Origin of the sequence: Paenibacillus sp. 8b26 (genome assembly GCF_050626875.1) — a bacterium.
Taxonomy (GTDB): Bacteria; Bacillota; Bacilli; order Paenibacillales; family Paenibacillaceae; genus Paenibacillus.
Map to the genome: position 1 here is coordinate 1379681 of NZ_CP192445.1, position 15913 is coordinate 1395593.

At 46.9% G+C, this 15913-nt stretch carries 14 protein-coding genes; 5 read left to right on the plus strand and 9 right to left on the minus strand.

The genetic code is table 11. The annotated features are described in order from the left end of the window. The first annotated feature begins 15 nt into the window (after window positions 1-15). Complete coding sequence (locus tag ACQ4MX_RS06050) at window positions 16-912, plus strand: phosphotransferase (RefSeq protein ID WP_431089768.1); 897 nt, start codon at window positions 16-18, stop codon at window positions 910-912. A gap of 244 nt (window positions 913-1156) precedes the next feature. Beyond that, complete coding sequence (locus tag ACQ4MX_RS06055) at window positions 1157-2026, plus strand: arylamine N-acetyltransferase family protein (protein WP_431089769.1); 870 nt, start codon at window positions 1157-1159, stop codon at window positions 2024-2026. Between the two features lie 284 nt (window positions 2027-2310). Here the strand turns inward: ACQ4MX_RS06055 and ACQ4MX_RS06060 are convergent, their stop codons facing one another. Next, a complete protein-coding gene (locus tag ACQ4MX_RS06060; RefSeq protein WP_431089770.1) occupies window positions 2311-4206 on the minus strand; it encodes a PrkA family serine protein kinase in 1896 nt (631 codons plus the stop codon). 282 nt (window positions 4207-4488) lie between these two features. Between ACQ4MX_RS06060 and ACQ4MX_RS06065 the strand changes: the two genes are divergently transcribed. Further along, window positions 4489-5319, plus strand: a complete 831-nt coding sequence (locus ACQ4MX_RS06065; RefSeq protein ID WP_431089771.1) for a DUF2161 domain-containing phosphodiesterase — start codon at window positions 4489-4491, stop codon at window positions 5317-5319. Between the two features lie 119 nt (window positions 5320-5438). On the opposite strand, the gene ACQ4MX_RS06070 is transcribed toward ACQ4MX_RS06065, so the two are convergent. Together ACQ4MX_RS06070 and ACQ4MX_RS06075 are read right to left on the minus strand one after the other, a co-directional pair. After that, window positions 5439-6692 carry a PLP-dependent aminotransferase family protein gene (locus ACQ4MX_RS06070; RefSeq protein WP_431089772.1) on the minus strand — a complete coding sequence of 418 codons (1254 nt, stop codon included), beginning with the start codon at window positions 6690-6692 and terminating at the stop codon, window positions 5439-5441. 50 nt (window positions 6693-6742) lie between these two features. Beyond that, on the minus strand, window positions 6743-7399 hold the full coding sequence (locus ACQ4MX_RS06075) for a response regulator (RefSeq protein ID WP_431089773.1): 657 nt from the start codon (window positions 7397-7399) through the stop codon (window positions 6743-6745). A gap of 284 nt (window positions 7400-7683) precedes the next feature. On the opposite strand from ACQ4MX_RS06075, the gene ACQ4MX_RS06080 reads away from it, so the two are divergent. Both ACQ4MX_RS06080 and ACQ4MX_RS06085 read left to right on the plus strand, forming a co-directional pair. Next, window positions 7684-8091 carry a hypothetical protein gene (locus tag ACQ4MX_RS06080; protein WP_431089774.1) on the plus strand — a complete coding sequence of 136 codons (408 nt, stop codon included), beginning with the start codon at window positions 7684-7686 and terminating at the stop codon, window positions 8089-8091. After that, window positions 8088-9155, plus strand: a complete 1068-nt coding sequence (locus tag ACQ4MX_RS06085) for a phosphodiester glycosidase family protein (protein WP_431089775.1) — start codon at window positions 8088-8090, stop codon at window positions 9153-9155. Before ACQ4MX_RS06080 ends, ACQ4MX_RS06085 begins: the two co-directional genes overlap by 4 nt. A 98-nt stretch (window positions 9156-9253) precedes the next feature. Here the strand turns inward: ACQ4MX_RS06085 and ACQ4MX_RS06090 are convergent, their stop codons facing one another. The 6 genes from ACQ4MX_RS06090 to ACQ4MX_RS06115 form a co-directional block, all read right to left on the minus strand. Further along, complete coding sequence (locus ACQ4MX_RS06090) at window positions 9254-9499, minus strand: AbrB/MazE/SpoVT family DNA-binding domain-containing protein (protein ID WP_014280616.1); 246 nt, start codon at window positions 9497-9499, stop codon at window positions 9254-9256. Window positions 9500-9858: 359 nt separating this feature from the next. Then, a complete protein-coding gene (gene trmL, locus ACQ4MX_RS06095) occupies window positions 9859-10323 on the minus strand; it encodes a tRNA (uridine(34)/cytosine(34)/5-carboxymethylaminomethyluridine(34)-2'-O)-methyltransferase TrmL (RefSeq protein ID WP_103048232.1) in 465 nt (154 codons plus the stop codon). Between the two features lie 202 nt (window positions 10324-10525). Then, window positions 10526-11617: a 3-phosphoserine/phosphohydroxythreonine transaminase gene (gene serC, locus ACQ4MX_RS06100; protein ID WP_149095307.1), complete on the minus strand. Its 1092-nt coding sequence runs from the start codon at window positions 11615-11617 to the stop codon at window positions 10526-10528. A 308-nt stretch (window positions 11618-11925) separates the two neighbouring features. Next, window positions 11926-13350, minus strand: a complete 1425-nt coding sequence (glnA, locus tag ACQ4MX_RS06105; protein WP_134910540.1) for a type I glutamate--ammonia ligase — start codon at window positions 13348-13350, stop codon at window positions 11926-11928. A 271-nt stretch (window positions 13351-13621) separates the two neighbouring features. After that, window positions 13622-14659 (minus strand): 3-deoxy-7-phosphoheptulonate synthase, encoded by a 1038-nt coding sequence (aroF, locus tag ACQ4MX_RS06110; protein WP_025682268.1) that lies wholly within the window; start codon window positions 14657-14659, stop codon window positions 13622-13624. A gap of 267 nt (window positions 14660-14926) precedes the next feature. Further along, window positions 14927-15883, minus strand: coding sequence for a 4-hydroxy-3-methylbut-2-enyl diphosphate reductase (locus ACQ4MX_RS06115; protein WP_431089776.1), 957 nt, complete (start codon window positions 15881-15883; stop codon window positions 14927-14929). Window positions 15884-15913 lie beyond the last annotated feature (30 nt).

The window sequence follows — 15913 nt, forward strand, 5'->3', positions numbered from 1 at the left end:
AAAGTGAGGATCAAAATGTCGATTTTATCGAACGTTGAGCAGATGTACGGAATCAAAATTCAACGTACTCGTCAAAAGAAGGACATACACAAGATTGAGACCGCCGGCATGACCTATTGTTTAAAGCCCTACAAATTCCCAGAAGATGAAATTCGTTTTATTACACGTGTGTTGTCCTTCCTGGATGAGCGCGGGTTTACCCGTAGCCAAAAGGTCTATCCGACAGTGCAGCAAACCGCTTATATGACCCATGAAGGCATTTCGTATACGTTAACCAATTGGGTGGATGGACGAAGACCCAAATTTACAAAAAGAATAGATTTCAAAAAGGGGATTTCCACCTTAGCCAAATTTCACTCCAGCGCCGCAGGCTTTCCTATCACCGAAACTCCGGCAGCCAGAATACGTTACGAAGGCTTGGGTGATGAAATTGCTGGATACAAAAAACGCCTCAATCCCTACAAAGACACAGCACATCTCGTGGCTCTCTGTGAGGAAGTGACGCATCGTTTACAGCAGTCCAAGGTTCGAGAAGCAATCGACTCAGAGCAAAAAGCAGGCGCATGTATACATGGCGATTACAATTACCCCAATCTGATTAAAGACAGACAGCTCAATATCCATTTAATCGATTTTGAAAATTGCTCCCTGCACGTAAGAATGAAAGACTTGTCCCATCTTCTTCATCGAAATTGTCTTTGGAACGGGACCAAGATGCTGCGCGCGGTCGACTACTATCAACGATATCGTCCGTTAAGCGCCCATGATTTACATTTGCTTCACACACTTTTGATCTCTCCCTATCATGTGGTCCGCAACATCAGAATAGGCGGCATCCGTTCTGCCAAACGTGTTATTCCATCATTCGTGCAGTTAAACAAATATCGACGTGAGCTTAGAGCGCTGTTATAATCTGTCGGCTTGGAACTAAACAGGAAAGCAGACCGAACGAAACGGTCTGTTTTTTTATGTTCTGACAACTGTCTTTGGTAAATCTACATGCCACTGAACCGGATCCACTGGCTGATTGTACCGGTACAATCAAAAGTTTATAGCATTGTAATCAATACGTCCCCCTTCTACAATGATGCTATGACTCAAGGATCATTTGTTCCGAAAAGAGAAATTGAGAAACTAACAATAGAGGTGACTGTATATGTACATCATGACAAAAGAAGAAATAAAGGCTTATCTAAACAGGATCGGAATTCAAGACATTCAGCCTCCTACCCAATCCTATTTATTTGAGCTGCATAAGGCCCATGTGAAACATCTTTCGTGGCAAACGGTGGACATTTTTGCAAGAAAGCCAGCAGCCATTGGTTTTCAAGAATCAGTTCAACTTATTTTACAGGGTAGAAGCGGTTATTGTTTTCATCTGAATGGTGCCTTCAGCGCACTACTACATTCACTGGGCTACAAGGTCTGCCTGCATCGTGCCGGGGTTCAGCCTTTAGGGGCAGAGCCACGCATCAATTCATTTCATCTTGGGTTAACCGTGAACTTGCTAAATGAGCAGCACGAAGATGAAGTATGGATTGTTGATGTCGGTTTAGGCGATATGCCATATGAGCCTGTTCCACTCCAAATGGGCACTTATGAACAAGCTCCTCTTCAATATAAGGTTACGGAGTCCGGGGTTGTTGCAAAAGGCTGGCGGTTAGAGCATGATTCGCTTGCTTCATTTGTCGGCGTTGATTATGACCCTACGGTTGTTCGGGATTTGGAAGAGTTTATGCCAAAACATCATTTCTATAGCCGCTCAGTGGATTCTCCATGGTTCAACCTGTTTCTGATTCGGCAAAGACAAGCATTAGAGACGAATGAACTAAGAGGCTGCATTTGGAAAAAACACGGGCTGAACGGATTGGAAAAAATAGAGCTGGATCATAAATCGCAGTGGCTGGAAGTGTTGGCAGATGTATTTGGTGAGCCGCTTGTTAACTATAGTCCCCAGGAACGGGACGAGTTATGGAAAAGAGTATTTGCGGCTCATACTGAATGGAAGAAATCAATCATTTCCTAATAAAGTATTACGCTCTTCCTCGGTTGCGTTGATTGGACCGCCACGGAGGGAGAGCGCTATTTTCTCGTGACTTTTCACATATCAATGATGGACATTCATCTGGAATAACTCCTTCATCAAAAAAAATCCGGTGGCAAGCACTTGGAAACTCCCAGTGCTTGCTACCGGATTCCTCATAGGTTACGCAGCCGATAGATATCTCTGTTCAGCTACGACGCCGTCCATCACAACTCATTACTCTAGCTATCGCTTTTGCTTTTGGCTTACCTTAAGCTTACCGATTTTTATCGATTCAACAGACTACCTACATACCTGAGCAGGTCGTTGGCGCTGGCACCTGTATAACCGTGTTCCTCAATCAATCGCTTAATCACCTCATTCATGCGTTTGAGCTGATTAGCATCGGGTGTTTTGGTCGAGGTCGTAATTTTGACAATATCCTTTAAATCTGCGAACAGCTTTTTCTCAATCGCTTCTCTCAGCCGATCATGATGATGATATTCGAACTTGCGTCCCTTGCGTGAATAAGCGGAAATCCGGATGAGAATTTCTTCGCGGAACGCCTTTTTCGCATTTTCCGATACCCCAATCTGCTCTTCAATCGAACGCATCAGCCGCTCATCCGGGTCGAGTTCTTCATCCGTAAGCGGGTCGCGGATTTTCACCCAATTGCAGAAGGCTTCGATATTATCCAAATAGTTGTCGAACAGCGTCTTGGCTGATTCCTCGAACGAGTACACAAAGGCTTTCTGGACTTCTTTTTTCGCCAGCTCGTCATACTCCTTACGGGCCACGGAAATGAAATTCAGATAGCGCTCCCTTTCCTCCTTCGTAATAGAAGCATGCTGATCCAGACCATCCTTGATAGCTCGTAAAATGTCCAGTGCATTGATGGATTCTACATTTTGCTTAATGAGCGCACTGGAAATGCGATTGATGACGTACCTTGGATCTACCCCGGACATGCCTTCCTCCAGAAACTCATTTTGCATTTCCTTCAGATCGGCTGTCTTGTAGCCTTCCACCTCTTCGCCATCATACATGCGCATCTTTTTGACCAGATCCATGCCCTGCTTCTTCGTCTCCTTCAAGCGGGTAAGCACGGAGAAAATAGCAGCCGTCCGCAGCGCATGAGGGGCGATGTGAATATGCTTCATGTCGCTTTGTTCAATGAGCTTGGCGTAAATTTTTTCTTCTTCCGAGACTTTAAGGTTGTAAGGAATCGGCATCACGATCATCCGTGATTGCAGAGCCTCGTTCTTTTTGTTTGCGATAAAGCTTTTATACTCCGACTCATTGGTATGAGCAACGATCAATTCATCTGCACTGATTAACGCAAAACGTCCCGCTTTAAAATTACCCTCCTGGGTCAGTGACAGCAAATTCCACAAAAACTTCTCATCGCATTTCAGCATCTCCTGAAACTCCATCAGTCCACGGTTGGCTTTGTTCAGTTCTCCGTCAAAACGATACGCGCGTGGATCGGATTCCGACCCATACTCCGTAATCGTAGAAAAGTCGATGCTGCCTGTCAAATCGGCAATATCCTGTGACTTCGGATCCGAAGGACTGAACGTACCGATGCCAATCCGATTTTCTTCCGATATAAACACCCGCTCCACGCGGACCTTTTCAATATCTCCATCAAATTCTGTGCGTAATCTCATCTGGCAGGCTGGGCACAGATTGCCTTCAATCCGCACCCCCAGCTCCTTCTCAAAATCCGGACGCAGCTCATGAGGAATGAGATGAAGCGGATCTTCGTGCATGGGGCAGCCTTCAATGGCGTATACCGCTCCCTGATCCGTCCTCGAAAATTTCTCCAGACCGCGTTTGAGCAAGGTGACCAGCGTGGATTTACCTCCACTGACGGGTCCCATCAAAAGTAGAATACGTTTGCGCACATCGAGCCGACGGGCTGAGGAATGGAAGTATTCCTCCACCAACTTTTCAAGCGCACGGTCCAGTCCAAAAATCTCCTGCTCAAAAAATTTATATCGCTTATGTCCCCCAACCTCTTCTACACCTAAAGATTCAATCATCTTGTAAACCCGTGCATGAGCGGTCATCGCCGGCGTCGGGTCTTTCTTGAGTATCTCGATATACTCTCTAAAAGTGCCGCTCCAGGCCAGACGGTTGTTTTCCGCCCGGTACTCCGCAACGCGTTCAAAAATATTCATGCTAGGTTCCTCCTATGACTGCGTAATGACTATCCTCCACTCCGGATGGTTAATGGCTACACTCGTCCACGCCTTTCAGGATATGATGCAATCCTCTTAAAAAAAGTGTAATACATACCTATGCAGATTGATTTCAGAATTGACCTTTTTTTTGCGCCAGGTTTCCTGCCTTTTCGAAAAACAGAGAGATACACTGTGCTAAAATATACAACAACGACGCGGACCTGCCGCATTATGGTACAATATAAGCTCGGAATAATGGGATAAAGGAGCGGGAGAAGCATGGCGGTTCGGCATGAGACGGAGCTGTACGCTCCGATCAAAGCCTTTTTTGAGAGCTCAGGATACGAAATCAAGGGAGAAGTGCGTAACTGCGATTTGGTGGGAATAAAGCCAGAACAGCAGGAGCCACTGATTGTGGAGATTAAAAAGACGTTCAATCTGGCGCTGATGCTGCAAGGCATGCAGCGTCTGAAGCTAAGCAGCAATGTGTATGTGGCGGTGGAACGAAACCGTGCGAAAAAAGGGGCTGTCAATCAGCGCTGGAACGAGCTGGTCGGACTGTGCCGCCAGTTGGGGCTGGGCTTGCTCACCGTCACCCATTATAAGACCAAGCCGCCGCTCGTAGAGGTACTTTGCAAGCCTGCGAGTACGAACGGTGGTGACCGCAAAACGGCAGCAGCCCGCCCCGGCTCGCGCAAGGAAAGGCTGCTGCGAGAGTTTCACGCACGCAGCGGCGACCACAACACTGGCGGCAGTACCCGGCGCAAGCTGGTCACGGCCTACCGGGAAAAAGCGCTGCGCGTGGCCGCGGCCTTGCAGGGTCTGGGGGAAGCCGCACCGGCACAGCTCGCCCGTACAGCAGCCGTCAGCGGGGCCGCAGCCGTGCTCCAGCGCAACTACTACGGCTGGTTCGAGCGCGTAGCCCGGGGTCGCTACAGGCTAACCTCGTTTGGCGAAGCCGCCCTGAGCGAGTATACGGCGGTGCTGCAAGAGCAGGGCGCCGAAACGGCCGCTGGCAAGGCCGTAGAGCCCAATAATCGCGGCGGACAACGCCTGATCGCGGAAGCACCAGCCGCGTACTCTGCCGCCGCGAATGCAGACGATCTCTGAAAATCCTGCCGCTTACTTCTGGCGCTTCGAATGCAGACGATCACTGAAAAGCCTACAGCTTACTTCTGACGCCACGACTGCCGGAAGTATGCCACAGCAATTAGATCGTTCGGCCCCTGCTAGCTTCGCGCAGTGAATTCACTGATCGTCTCACCGATCAAGTTCATGCCCATGAGTAGCTGCTCGCGGCCCGGATGACTGAAGTTCAGGCGGATATGGGACGCGCCTTCGCTGCCAACCGCGCACAACTCCCCTGGCATAAAGGCTACACCTTTGGGTAGAGCTGCCTTTAGCAGCAGTGCGCTGTCCAGCCCATCGGGCAACCGAACCCACACATACATGCCGCCGGACGGAATGCGGTACGTCACGTCTTTCCAAAACGGGCGCTTGAGCAGCTCCAGAATTAATTGCAGACGTGTCGAGTACTCTTTGTTCAGCATGGCTAAATGCTCGTGCCATTGAAAACGCGAGCTGGTCAGTAACTGGAACAGGAGCCGCTGGTTCATCGTACTGGACTGCATATCGGCCAACTGCTTCAAAGCGTACATACCTTCGATCAACGGGGCGGGGCCTGCCGCCCATCCGGTTCTCAGCGCAGGCGCAATCGTTTTGTTGAATGAACCGATATATAGCACCTGGCCGCCCTGCCCCGCATGATCCAGCGCAAATAGCGAAGGATAGGCTTCTGCAAATTTCCGGCTTTGCCCATACGGGCTCTTGTCGCCGGATTCATTTTTTTGTTTAAAATGAAGTTCTCCATAAGAATCGTCCTCCACGATCAACACCTGATGACGCCTGCACAGGTCCAAAATCTCCTGACGTCTTGCCGCGCTCCATAAGGAACCGGTCGGGTTCGTAAACGTGGGCGTAGCGAAAAAAAGCTTGGGATGGTGATGAACGATTAAGGCTTCAAGCTGATCGGGAAGCACACCTTCTCCATCAGATTCTACGGGCACGATCTGCGCTCCCTGCATCGACAGCACTTGCAGACATCCGGGCGACGTCGGATTTTCGACCAACACCGGGTCGCGTTCATCCACCATCAGCCTTACAATTAGGTCAATGGCCTGCTGACTGCCTGTTGTCAGGAGGATTTGTCCCGGTGGTACTCTAACCCCTTTGCGCTGTTCCCACTCTCCTGCAAGCCACGCCCGCAAAGGAAAATAGCCCTCCGGTTCACCATACTGGAGGGCGTCAGGGCCGGAGCCAAACACATCATGAGCCGCTTCTTCCAGCAGCTTCACCGGAAAAAGCTCTTGTGCAGGCAATTCTTCAGCCAAAGATATAAAGGAGTGTCTTCTCGCATTTTCCCGGATATGACGCACTGGAGAAGCCAACATTGCAGCCGTTCGTGAAGCAAAGGAATATTGCATGAACATCCTCCTTCTGCTGAAAAATAGGTCACGGCTTCCGGGCTGGCGCGTCAGGCATATAACTGCTTGGTCTGACGCGCATACAGGGCATAACGTTCAATCGCCTGCGCCCGGCTGGATACGCCCAATTTCGCATAAATTTTACGTAAATAATTATCAATAGAGCGCCGACTGACTTCGATCTCAGTAGCAATTTTGTCATATGTAATTCCTTGTACAATACGTTCCATAATAAAAACTTCAGTTTGTGTCAATTCGTCAAAAGGCTCAGAAGCCATTAGCGGCATAAAAGGCCAGTTTCCACAACGAATCCAGTCCATCGGTAACGAAGCAAATCCTTCGCGCAAACCGTTGATCAGATGGATCAACTGGCTTGGCGACGCCTGTTTGGATAACATTCCATTCGCTCCCAGCGAAATCAGCTGTTGGAAGAGCGTAATATTATCCTCATCCGTCATAATAACAATATGGCTGTCTGGAGACAAGGCCCGTATTTGTGTTAGAAACGGTTCCGCCGTCCCCTCAGGCAACCTGTAATCCATTAAAATGATTTCCGGCCGAATGGAGCAAGCCAATTCCAGACCTTCCGTTCCGGAGGAGGACATCCCTCTGACAAGCAAATCCTGCTGGTCTTCTAAAATAAGCTTTGTACCCAGCATGCTTGTAGGATGGATGTCTATAATGACCACCTGCCATACTTTTCTCATGTCTAAACCTCCTGATTTCACAAAAAAATACATAAAAATACATAGTTAGCGAAAATGAATCTATAATTTGGGGTTGCATATGTAGAAATTGCGCAAATGTGAACGTATAAGAAGCGAAAACCGTTTAAGGAAATTGTATCCTAGGACTTCCTTCCGATGCAATCTCTTTTTCCAAATAATTTTATGCATCCATTTCGTTTTTGCGAAATAAATAGGCCCATGATAGAATTGGAACTGCAAAATAAAGACTGGAAATTTGATTTTACACGGGAGTTGAAAATCGCATGCAAGCTTCACCTGAACACCCTCCTGCCGAATCCCGGCGAGGCACTTCAAGAAAGGGGATGCCCGTAAAGGCCTTTCTGCTATTTTGGTTCCTACTTATTATACTAGGTGCTCTCGCAACCTATCTGTACAGCAATCATTTGAAGCAGGAAATGCTGAACGAAATGCAAACCCATACGGACCAGCAGATTCAAGCGCTCAAAACCGACTATGAAAAACAGTTGACCGCGCTTTCCAAGGAAGTAAGCGGATTAGAGGGCAAAGTGCAGTCCTTCAATGAATTGCTGACCTTTACCAAGGATAATGCAAACAATAAAACCGACAACAGCAATAAGCTTTACACCCAACTGAACGAAGTTAAGCAGCAGCTCAATACACTTCAGAAAAAAATGGACCTGCTGAAATGAATATGGATACAAAACAGGTAAATCGTTTCTTCATGTTGGCCCTTGCTCCTTTTATCGGTTTGTTGGGGTGTATTTTGTTAATTCATCCCACATTTAGTTTTTCCGAATCTACTGTCCCGAGTCTGCAAAAAACCGAGGTCGTTCTACAAACGCAGTCCGTAAGCAACCAGCTTGATGAAGCCAAACAAACGGCAACATACACCTTGTCCACCATTCGCCGAACATCGGAGCTGTACAAGCAAACGACCCAAACGATGAATCAGCTTGTTCAAACGGCCTCTACCCAATCTAAGCGTCCCGAAAAAATCTATGATGGACGCATCACCGCCAAGCTCGGGGTTCCCTATGAGCGGGTAGACAGCAACCGGATTACTATTGAATTGTTTAAGGTGAATCCGGGGATTTATCGTGGCTATGCCATGAAGGTCAAGCTTAAAGATCCTGCCGCTATGAAAATGTCTCTGGGGAGCGACAAACTGGGCGGCTCTGAGACGACCATGCGTGCTGTCCTGAGACATGGAGCTGTCGCTGGCATTAATGCAGGCGGCTTTGCGGATGGAGACGGCAAACGCTATCCATTAAGCACTACCGTCATGAACGGCCATTACCTGACCGGCTTTCAGTCCAGCTTTAAGGATTTGTCCTTTGTCGGATTGAGCAACACCGGCAAGCTCATCGGCGGCAAGTTTTACAGTCAAGGCGCTCTGGACAGCCTGAAACCTGTCTTTGGAGCTACCTTCGTTCCCGTTCTACTGCAAAGAGGCCAAAAGATGCCTATTCCAGACAAGTGGAAGGTATCGCCTAAACGGGCGCCACGTACAGCCATCGGCAACTATAAAGATGACCAACTGCTCATTATTGTCGTAGACGGCTACAATGAAAGCGGGGGTTCAGGCGCAACGTTGGAAGAACTACAAGGGAAAATGTACAATCTCGGCGTTCAGGATGCTTATAATCTGGACGGGGGCGGCTCCTCCTCACTCATCCTGAACGGTAGGGTCGTGAACAAGCCGTCGGATGGAAATCTCCGCCCGGTCCCTACTCATTTTTTGTTCTATAAATAGGAACTTATCGTCTACAGGCATGTAAACTACTTTTGCTTTCTCATACTCTATAAGAAAAAAAGCATCACGAACGAATGTCGTGATGCTTTTGCCCCATTTTAGGAGTACTGTGTCATTTCCGTCAAACATTGAGCACAAATATAACGGTCTTTAAAATTGTTCACTTGCTCAACTGATCCGCAGAATACACATTTCGGACGATAACGCTCCAAAATAATATGGTCGCCCTGAACCAAAATTTCGACAGGGTCTCCCTCATTCATTTGATATCTTTTGCGTAGTGACTTGGGCAAGACTATTCTCCCCAACTGATCAACTTTACGCACCACACCGGCAGGTTTCATCGTGATCGTACACCTCTCCTATTCATTATACTTGCAATTTCTTCCCTGCGAAAAACTAGGTACAAAGACACTATTCTTTATGTAGTATTCGCTGTCTTTTTGTCGAATCCTGCTGATCACAGGAAATTTTATTACATTTTCTCATAAAATCATGAACCATATCAAAGTATGGCACAGAATGTCTGTAATATTTTATCGACCGGAATGTCCAATATCATTAGCTTTATCTGTGGATTTTACAAATTACCTTATTTTCAAGCCCTACGTTCGGGATCGTTTGAACACAGATTCGCGAGGCTTGATTAGCAACTAAGGTCCTGGTTCTTTATTCGTAGTTATGCTTGCTCACTTGATATTATTCATGATAAACCCGGAAAATCCATTTGCCGCAACGCTTCATATACGATAATCGCAGCGGAATTCGACAAATTCAGCGATCTTACTTTATCTGACATAGGCATCTTGATGCATGTATCCGGATTAGCCGCCAGAAGCTCGGGAGGCAGCCCTTTCGTTTCTTTGCCAAATACCAGAAAGTCTCCATCCTGAAATGCAATATCACTATAACGCTGATTTGCTTTCGTGGTGGCATAAAAAAAGCGACCTTCCTGGTACTTCTCCTGCACCTCAGCAAAAGATTCATGGTATTCAATGTGGACCGCATACCAGTAATCAAGTCCAGCCCGTTTTAACGTGGCATCGTCGGTACGAAAGCCCAGCGGCTTTACCAGATGCAGATGTGTTCCGGTAGCAGCACACGTTCTGGCAATATTCCCTGTGTTAGCCGGGATTTCCGGCTCAACAAGCACAATATGTAATGGCATCACGTTTCGTTCCCTTCATGTTTGAACTGAAAAAATTTACACATTCTATTATTTTAACAAAATCGGCGGGATATGAACATCAAATGAGAAAAATTATCGCTCCTCACCACTAAAAGCCTTCCCCTATACACATTCAGGGAAGGCTTTACTTTGTTTTTTTTGATTTCCAACATTCGTGTATCGAAATATATGTTCGTTACAATCAGCTATGACGCTGCTTAAAGCTATCCATAAACTCGGCCAACGCTTGACAGTTCTCCAGCGGAACAGCATTGTAGATCGAAGCGCGAAGCCCTCCTACACTGCGATGTCCCTTCAGACCGACGAAACCGGCCTGCTCGGATTCCTTAATAAATTGCTTTTCCAAGTCCTCATTTGCGAGGCGGAAGGTCACATTCATAATGGAACGGTCAGCGACGTCTACACAACCACGGTAGAAGCCTTCGCTGCCGTCAATACGGTCGTAGAGCAAAGCAGCTTTCTGCTGGTTGATACGTTCAATACCTTCCAGGCCGCCTTCTTCCTGAATCCATTTCAGTACCTCATTCACCATGTATATAGCAAAGGATGGAGGTGTATTGTAGAGAGAGTTATTTTTTTGATAAGTGCTATAACGCAGCATCGTAGGAACGTTGTCCGGTGAAGATGTTAACAGTTCTTCACGGGCGATCACGACCGTTACGCCGGAAGGACCCAGATTTTTTTGTGCTCCAGCATAGATCAGTCCGAATTGAGTAGCATCAAACGGCTTGCAAAAAATATCACTGGACATGTCCACAATCAATGGCACAGAACCGGTATCCGGGAATTGCTTGAACTGTGTACCTTCAATCGTCTCGTTGGACGTAATATGCACATAAGCAGTATTGTCAGGCAAGTCCAAAGAATCCACATTCGGAAGACGCATATACTTCTCATCAGCGGAAGACGCAGCAATATGAGCTTTGCCCACAAGCTTGGCTTCTTTATAAGCCTTGTCCGACCAGCTACCTGTCATGATATAGCTTCCTGTCTGTCCTTCGCCCAAGAAATTTAAGGGCAGCATAGCAAATTGCGTACTGGCGCCTCCTTGGAGAAATAACACCTTGTAGCCTTCTGGATTGCCTAGCAGAGATAACAGACGTTCCTGCGCTTCATTATGAACAGATTCATACACAGCTCCACGGTGAGACATTTCCATAATGGACATACCTGTTCCCTGAAAATCTACGAATTCAGCTTGTACACGTTCCAGCACTTTGAGCGGCAATGCCGCTGGTCCTGCATTAAAATTATAGGCTCTCTTACTCAACAAATTCCCATCCCTTCTCTACTCTGGTGCGGATATTATCGCTATGATAGCAGTATTCATAAGAGCGTTCAAGACTTGTTAAAAAATGTTTCCGATTTCATTTATGATGTGACAAAGATGTGAATGTAAGTATATTTAACATCTTAATTTTGTGGTATCTAATTTTAAAAGGTCCCCGGCTTAAAAACCGGAGACCTATCTTGAACATCAACCGTTACCATAGGCTAATGGTTAATGTTCAAGGCAGCTATGCTGCTTGTTTTGTTAGTTAATGTTTCAAGGTAACCATGCTGCTCATTTATTAACTACTATTAGCAGTCGAAATACAGGCTGTATTCGTGCGGATGAACACGGATGTTAACCGATTTAGCTTCAGAACGCTTGAGCTCTACATAGTTATCAATAAAGTCCTTCGTAAATACGTCACCTTCTGTCAAGAACTCGTAGTCGGCTTCCAGAGCGTCCAGAGCCTCATCTAGCGAAGCAGGAACACTACGGATTTTACCTATTTCAGCATCGGACAGCTCATAGATGTTCGTATCAAGTGGACCATATCCCAATTCGATCGGGTTCAGTTTGCGCTTGATGCCATCCAGACCCGCCATCAGCATTGCAGAGAAGGCCAGGTAAGGGTTAGCTGTGGAGTCCGGTGTACGGAACTCGATCCGACAGCCTTTAGGCGTAACAGCCGCTACTGGAATACGGACAGCCGCAGAACGGTTACCTTTGGAGAATACCAGGTTAACTGGAGCTTCATAGCCTGGAACGAGACGCTTGAACGAGTTCGTACTTGGGTTCGTCAAAGCGATCAGCGCTGGTGCATGGTACAGGATACCGCCAATGTAATGAAGGGCCAGTTCGCTCAGGTTAGCGTAAGCACCTTTTTCGTAGAACAAAGGAGTGTCTCCATCGAAAATGGATTGGTGAACGTGCATACCGCTTCCGTTGTCTCCAAAGAGTGGTTTTGGCATAAATGTTGCCACTTTACCGTATTGACGAGCTGTGTTGTGTACAATGTATTTATAAACAAGCAGATTATCAGCTGTTTTCTTGAGTGTATCAAAACGGAAGTTAATTTCCGCCTGACCTGCCGTAGCAACCTCATGGTGATGGCGCTCAATTCTCAGACCTGCTTCTTCAAGCAAACGGCACATTTCACTACGGATGTCTTGTTGGGTGTCTACTGGCGCTACAGGCACATATCCGCCCTTCACTCCCACTTTAAAGCCCAGATTTCCGCCCTCTTCCTTGCGATTGGTGTTCCAAGCAGCTTCTTCGGAATCCACGAAAAAGGAGGAGCTGTTCATACTGGTTTCATAGCGCACCTCGTCAAAGATGAAAAATTCAGATTCAGGTGCAAAGTTAACTTTCGTACCTACACCAGCAGTTTTCAGGAATTCTTCTGCTTTTCTTGCAATGCCGCGAGGATCGCGGTCGTATTTTTCGCCGTCTGGCGTAGCAATATCACACAGAATATTCAGTGTGGGATGCTGAGTGAAAGGGTCGATGAAAACCGCTTCCGGATCGGGCAGCATAACCATGTCGGATTCCTCGATGCCACGATAGCCGGGAATGGAAGAACCGTCGAAAGCAACACCGTTAACAAATGTTTCTTCATCTACTTCGGAAGCTGGCAACGAAATATGGTGAGCACGGCCGGACAAATCTACAAAGCGAAAATCTACCCACTCAATATTATTTTCCTGAATTGTTTTCAATACATTCTCAACGGACATGTCTTCTTCCTCCCAATTTTCCGAACATTAAGTCTTATACAACCCTGAAATGTTCATGATCGAATGTTTTTTTCTGTCGTCATTATAAATCTCAAACATGACACGGGTCAATAGCTATGTAAGGTATTTTTTAAACTAATGTTAGCTATGCTTACGTTCTTGATAACATTTGAATAGCACAAAAAGCCCGAAACACCGGGCTTTTGGGGCAATTTTAATCGAATTACTGCGTTGCGGCAAAACTTTTATGCATTAATGTTAAGTATTGGTTTTAAGAAATGGTACTAGGCGTATGAAATGTTTTTCCTACAGCTGGAGCCAGTAATTCCAAATCTTTCAGCAAATCTGAAAATTGATCTGGGAACAAGGATTGTACACCATCGCCCGTCATCGAATTGTCGGGATCTGTGTGCATTTCAATAATCAGTCCATCTGCTCCTGCAGCTACCGAAGCCTTCGTCATAGGAACAACCAGCTCACGACGCCCTGTGCCATGGCTCGGGTCCGAAATAACCGGCAAATGGCTCAGTTGTTGCAGAACAGGAATAGCTGACAAGTCGAGCGTATTTCTGGTGTAAGTTTCAAATGTACGGATTCCGCGCTCACACAGCATAACATTCGGGTTACCGCCCGCTAAAATATACTCGGCAGCATTCAGGAACTCATCGTAAGTCGAACTGAAACCACGCTTGAGCAGCACTGGCTTCCCGCAGGTTCCCAGCTTGCGCAATAGATCAAAGTTTTGCATGTTACGTGTACCTACTTGTAAAATATCCGCATATTCTGCACAGATATCCACGTATTCGGGTGTCATAACCTCTGTAATGGTCAGGAGGTCATGCTTTTTGCCCGCCTCGGCCATCATGATCAAACCTTCTACACCTGTTCCCTGGAAGCTGTAAGGACCCGTACGCGGCTTAAAAGCACCTCCACGGAGAACTTGCGCGCCCGCAGCTTTAACCAGTGCAGCAATTTCGTCGATCTGCGCAGCAGACTCAACAGCACATGGTCCACCCATAATTACAAGCTCGCCTCCGCCGATATTCACACCTTTGATAGAGATAACGGTATTTTCGGGATGAAAATCACGGCTCGCCAATTTGTAGGACTTTGATATTTTGACTACATTCTCTACGCCCTTCATTTGGCGCAGGTGTTCAGCCAGCTTGGGCTCTACACTGCCGATCAGCCCGATAATTGTACGATCCGATCCATGGGAAACGTGAGCCTGCAAACCTTCTTTTTCAATAACTGCAACAATAGCCTGGATATGTTCTTCAGGTGTTTGGACACCAGCGATAACGATCATATTTTTCTTCCTCTCTATTAAACATATTTTATGGATCATGTATAAATAATATTATGACACTTAAACGCTTGTTCGCTTTTAAGCTTTTATTCGTTAAAGTAAATATACCTGTTTTACCTGTACTCGTCAAGACTTAATTATCCTGAATACTGGCCTGCAATTTCGATCCTCGTGATGCCGATTTAGTCCGGGTGGGTCTATCGTCCAATTCAAAAAAGCTGCTATCCGGGAGTCCCTTCCCGAATAGCAGCTATGATCTGTTACAAATTATTTAGCCGTTTTTGACTTTTCACGCACAGGGGGCAGCAGCTTCTTCATATCAATCGTCCGCTGAATCTCCCATGTATCCGGGTTAGCCGCATCATACTGCTCCAAATACGTAATAACCTCTTTGGTAATCAGTGTCGGCGTGGAAGCCCCAGAAGTCACAGCCACTTTAGCTACGCCCTCAAGCCACTCCCTCTTCAGCTCGGTCACATCAGAAATACGATAAGCTGTTGTACCAGCAATTTCCTCCGAAACCTGGGCCAATCGGTTTGAATTGTTACTGCGCGGATCACCGACAACGATCACCAGATCCGCCTGTCCAGCCTGCTCAGCTACCGCTTCCTGACGTACCTGCGTCGCCAAACAGATTTCATTGTGTATCTCAGCACCTGGGAACTTCTCCAGCAGCTTCTTCATAATGTGCTTAATGTCCCATTGACTCATGGTCGTCTGATTCGTGATAAGGATTTTGCCAGCTGGTAACGTAAGACTGTCGATCTCTTCTTCCTTTTCAATCAGATGAACATGGTCAGGAGCAATACCGATAGCTCCCTCCGGCTCTGGATGATTCTTTTTGCCAATATAAACAATCTGATAGCCTTCGGCAGACTTCTCCCGAATCAGATCATGGGTCTTCGTCACATCCGGGCAGGTTGCATCAACCGTAGTCAGCCTCTTATCGCGAGCCAGCTTGCGAACCTCAGGGGATACACCGTGGGCGGTGAAAATAACGGTACCACTCTCCACCTGGCTTAAAATCTCCATGCGGTTAGGGCCGTCCAGTGTAATAATTCCTTCATCCTCGAAGGAATTTGTGACATGACTATTATGCACAATCATGCCTAGTATATAAATAGGCCGAGGTAAGTCCAAGTTTCTGGCCGCCTGACGAGCCAATACCATGGCATCGACTACGCCGTAGCAGTAACCCCGGGGCGAAATTCTGAGCACTTCCAAAAATAGCACCCGCTTTCTTTGACACAGTAG

What these genes read in the sequence shown, in the direction of transcription:
- ACQ4MX_RS06050 (WP_431089768.1), top strand. Translation starts at nt 16, where the DNA reads ATGTCGATTTTATCGAACGTTGAGCAGATGTACGGAATCAAAATTCAA.
- aroF (WP_025682268.1), bottom strand. Translation starts at nt 14,659, where the DNA reads ATGATCGTTATCGCTGGTGTCCAAACACCTGAAGAACATATCCAGGCT.
- ACQ4MX_RS06075 (WP_431089773.1), bottom strand. Translation starts at nt 7,399, where the DNA reads ATGAGAAAAGTATGGCAGGTGGTCATTATAGACATCCATCCTACAAGC.
- trmL (WP_103048232.1), bottom strand. Translation starts at nt 10,323, where the DNA reads ATGCCATTACATATTGTGCTTGTTGAGCCGGAAATCCCGGCTAACACA.
- glnA (WP_134910540.1), bottom strand. Translation starts at nt 13,350, where the DNA reads ATGTCCGTTGAGAATGTATTGAAAACAATTCAGGAAAATAATATTGAG.
- ACQ4MX_RS06060 (WP_431089770.1), bottom strand. Translation starts at nt 4,206, where the DNA reads ATGAATATTTTTGAACGCGTTGCGGAGTACCGGGCGGAAAACAACCGT.
- ACQ4MX_RS06065 (WP_431089771.1), top strand. Translation starts at nt 4,489, where the DNA reads ATGGCGGTTCGGCATGAGACGGAGCTGTACGCTCCGATCAAAGCCTTT.
- ACQ4MX_RS06080 (WP_431089774.1), top strand. Translation starts at nt 7,684, where the DNA reads ATGCAAGCTTCACCTGAACACCCTCCTGCCGAATCCCGGCGAGGCACT.
- ACQ4MX_RS06085 (WP_431089775.1), top strand. Translation starts at nt 8,088, where the DNA reads ATGAATATGGATACAAAACAGGTAAATCGTTTCTTCATGTTGGCCCTT.
- ACQ4MX_RS06055 (WP_431089769.1), top strand. Translation starts at nt 1,157, where the DNA reads ATGTACATCATGACAAAAGAAGAAATAAAGGCTTATCTAAACAGGATC.
- ACQ4MX_RS06070 (WP_431089772.1), bottom strand. Translation starts at nt 6,692, where the DNA reads ATGCAATATTCCTTTGCTTCACGAACGGCTGCAATGTTGGCTTCTCCA.
- ACQ4MX_RS06090 (WP_014280616.1), bottom strand. Translation starts at nt 9,499, where the DNA reads ATGAAACCTGCCGGTGTGGTGCGTAAAGTTGATCAGTTGGGGAGAATA.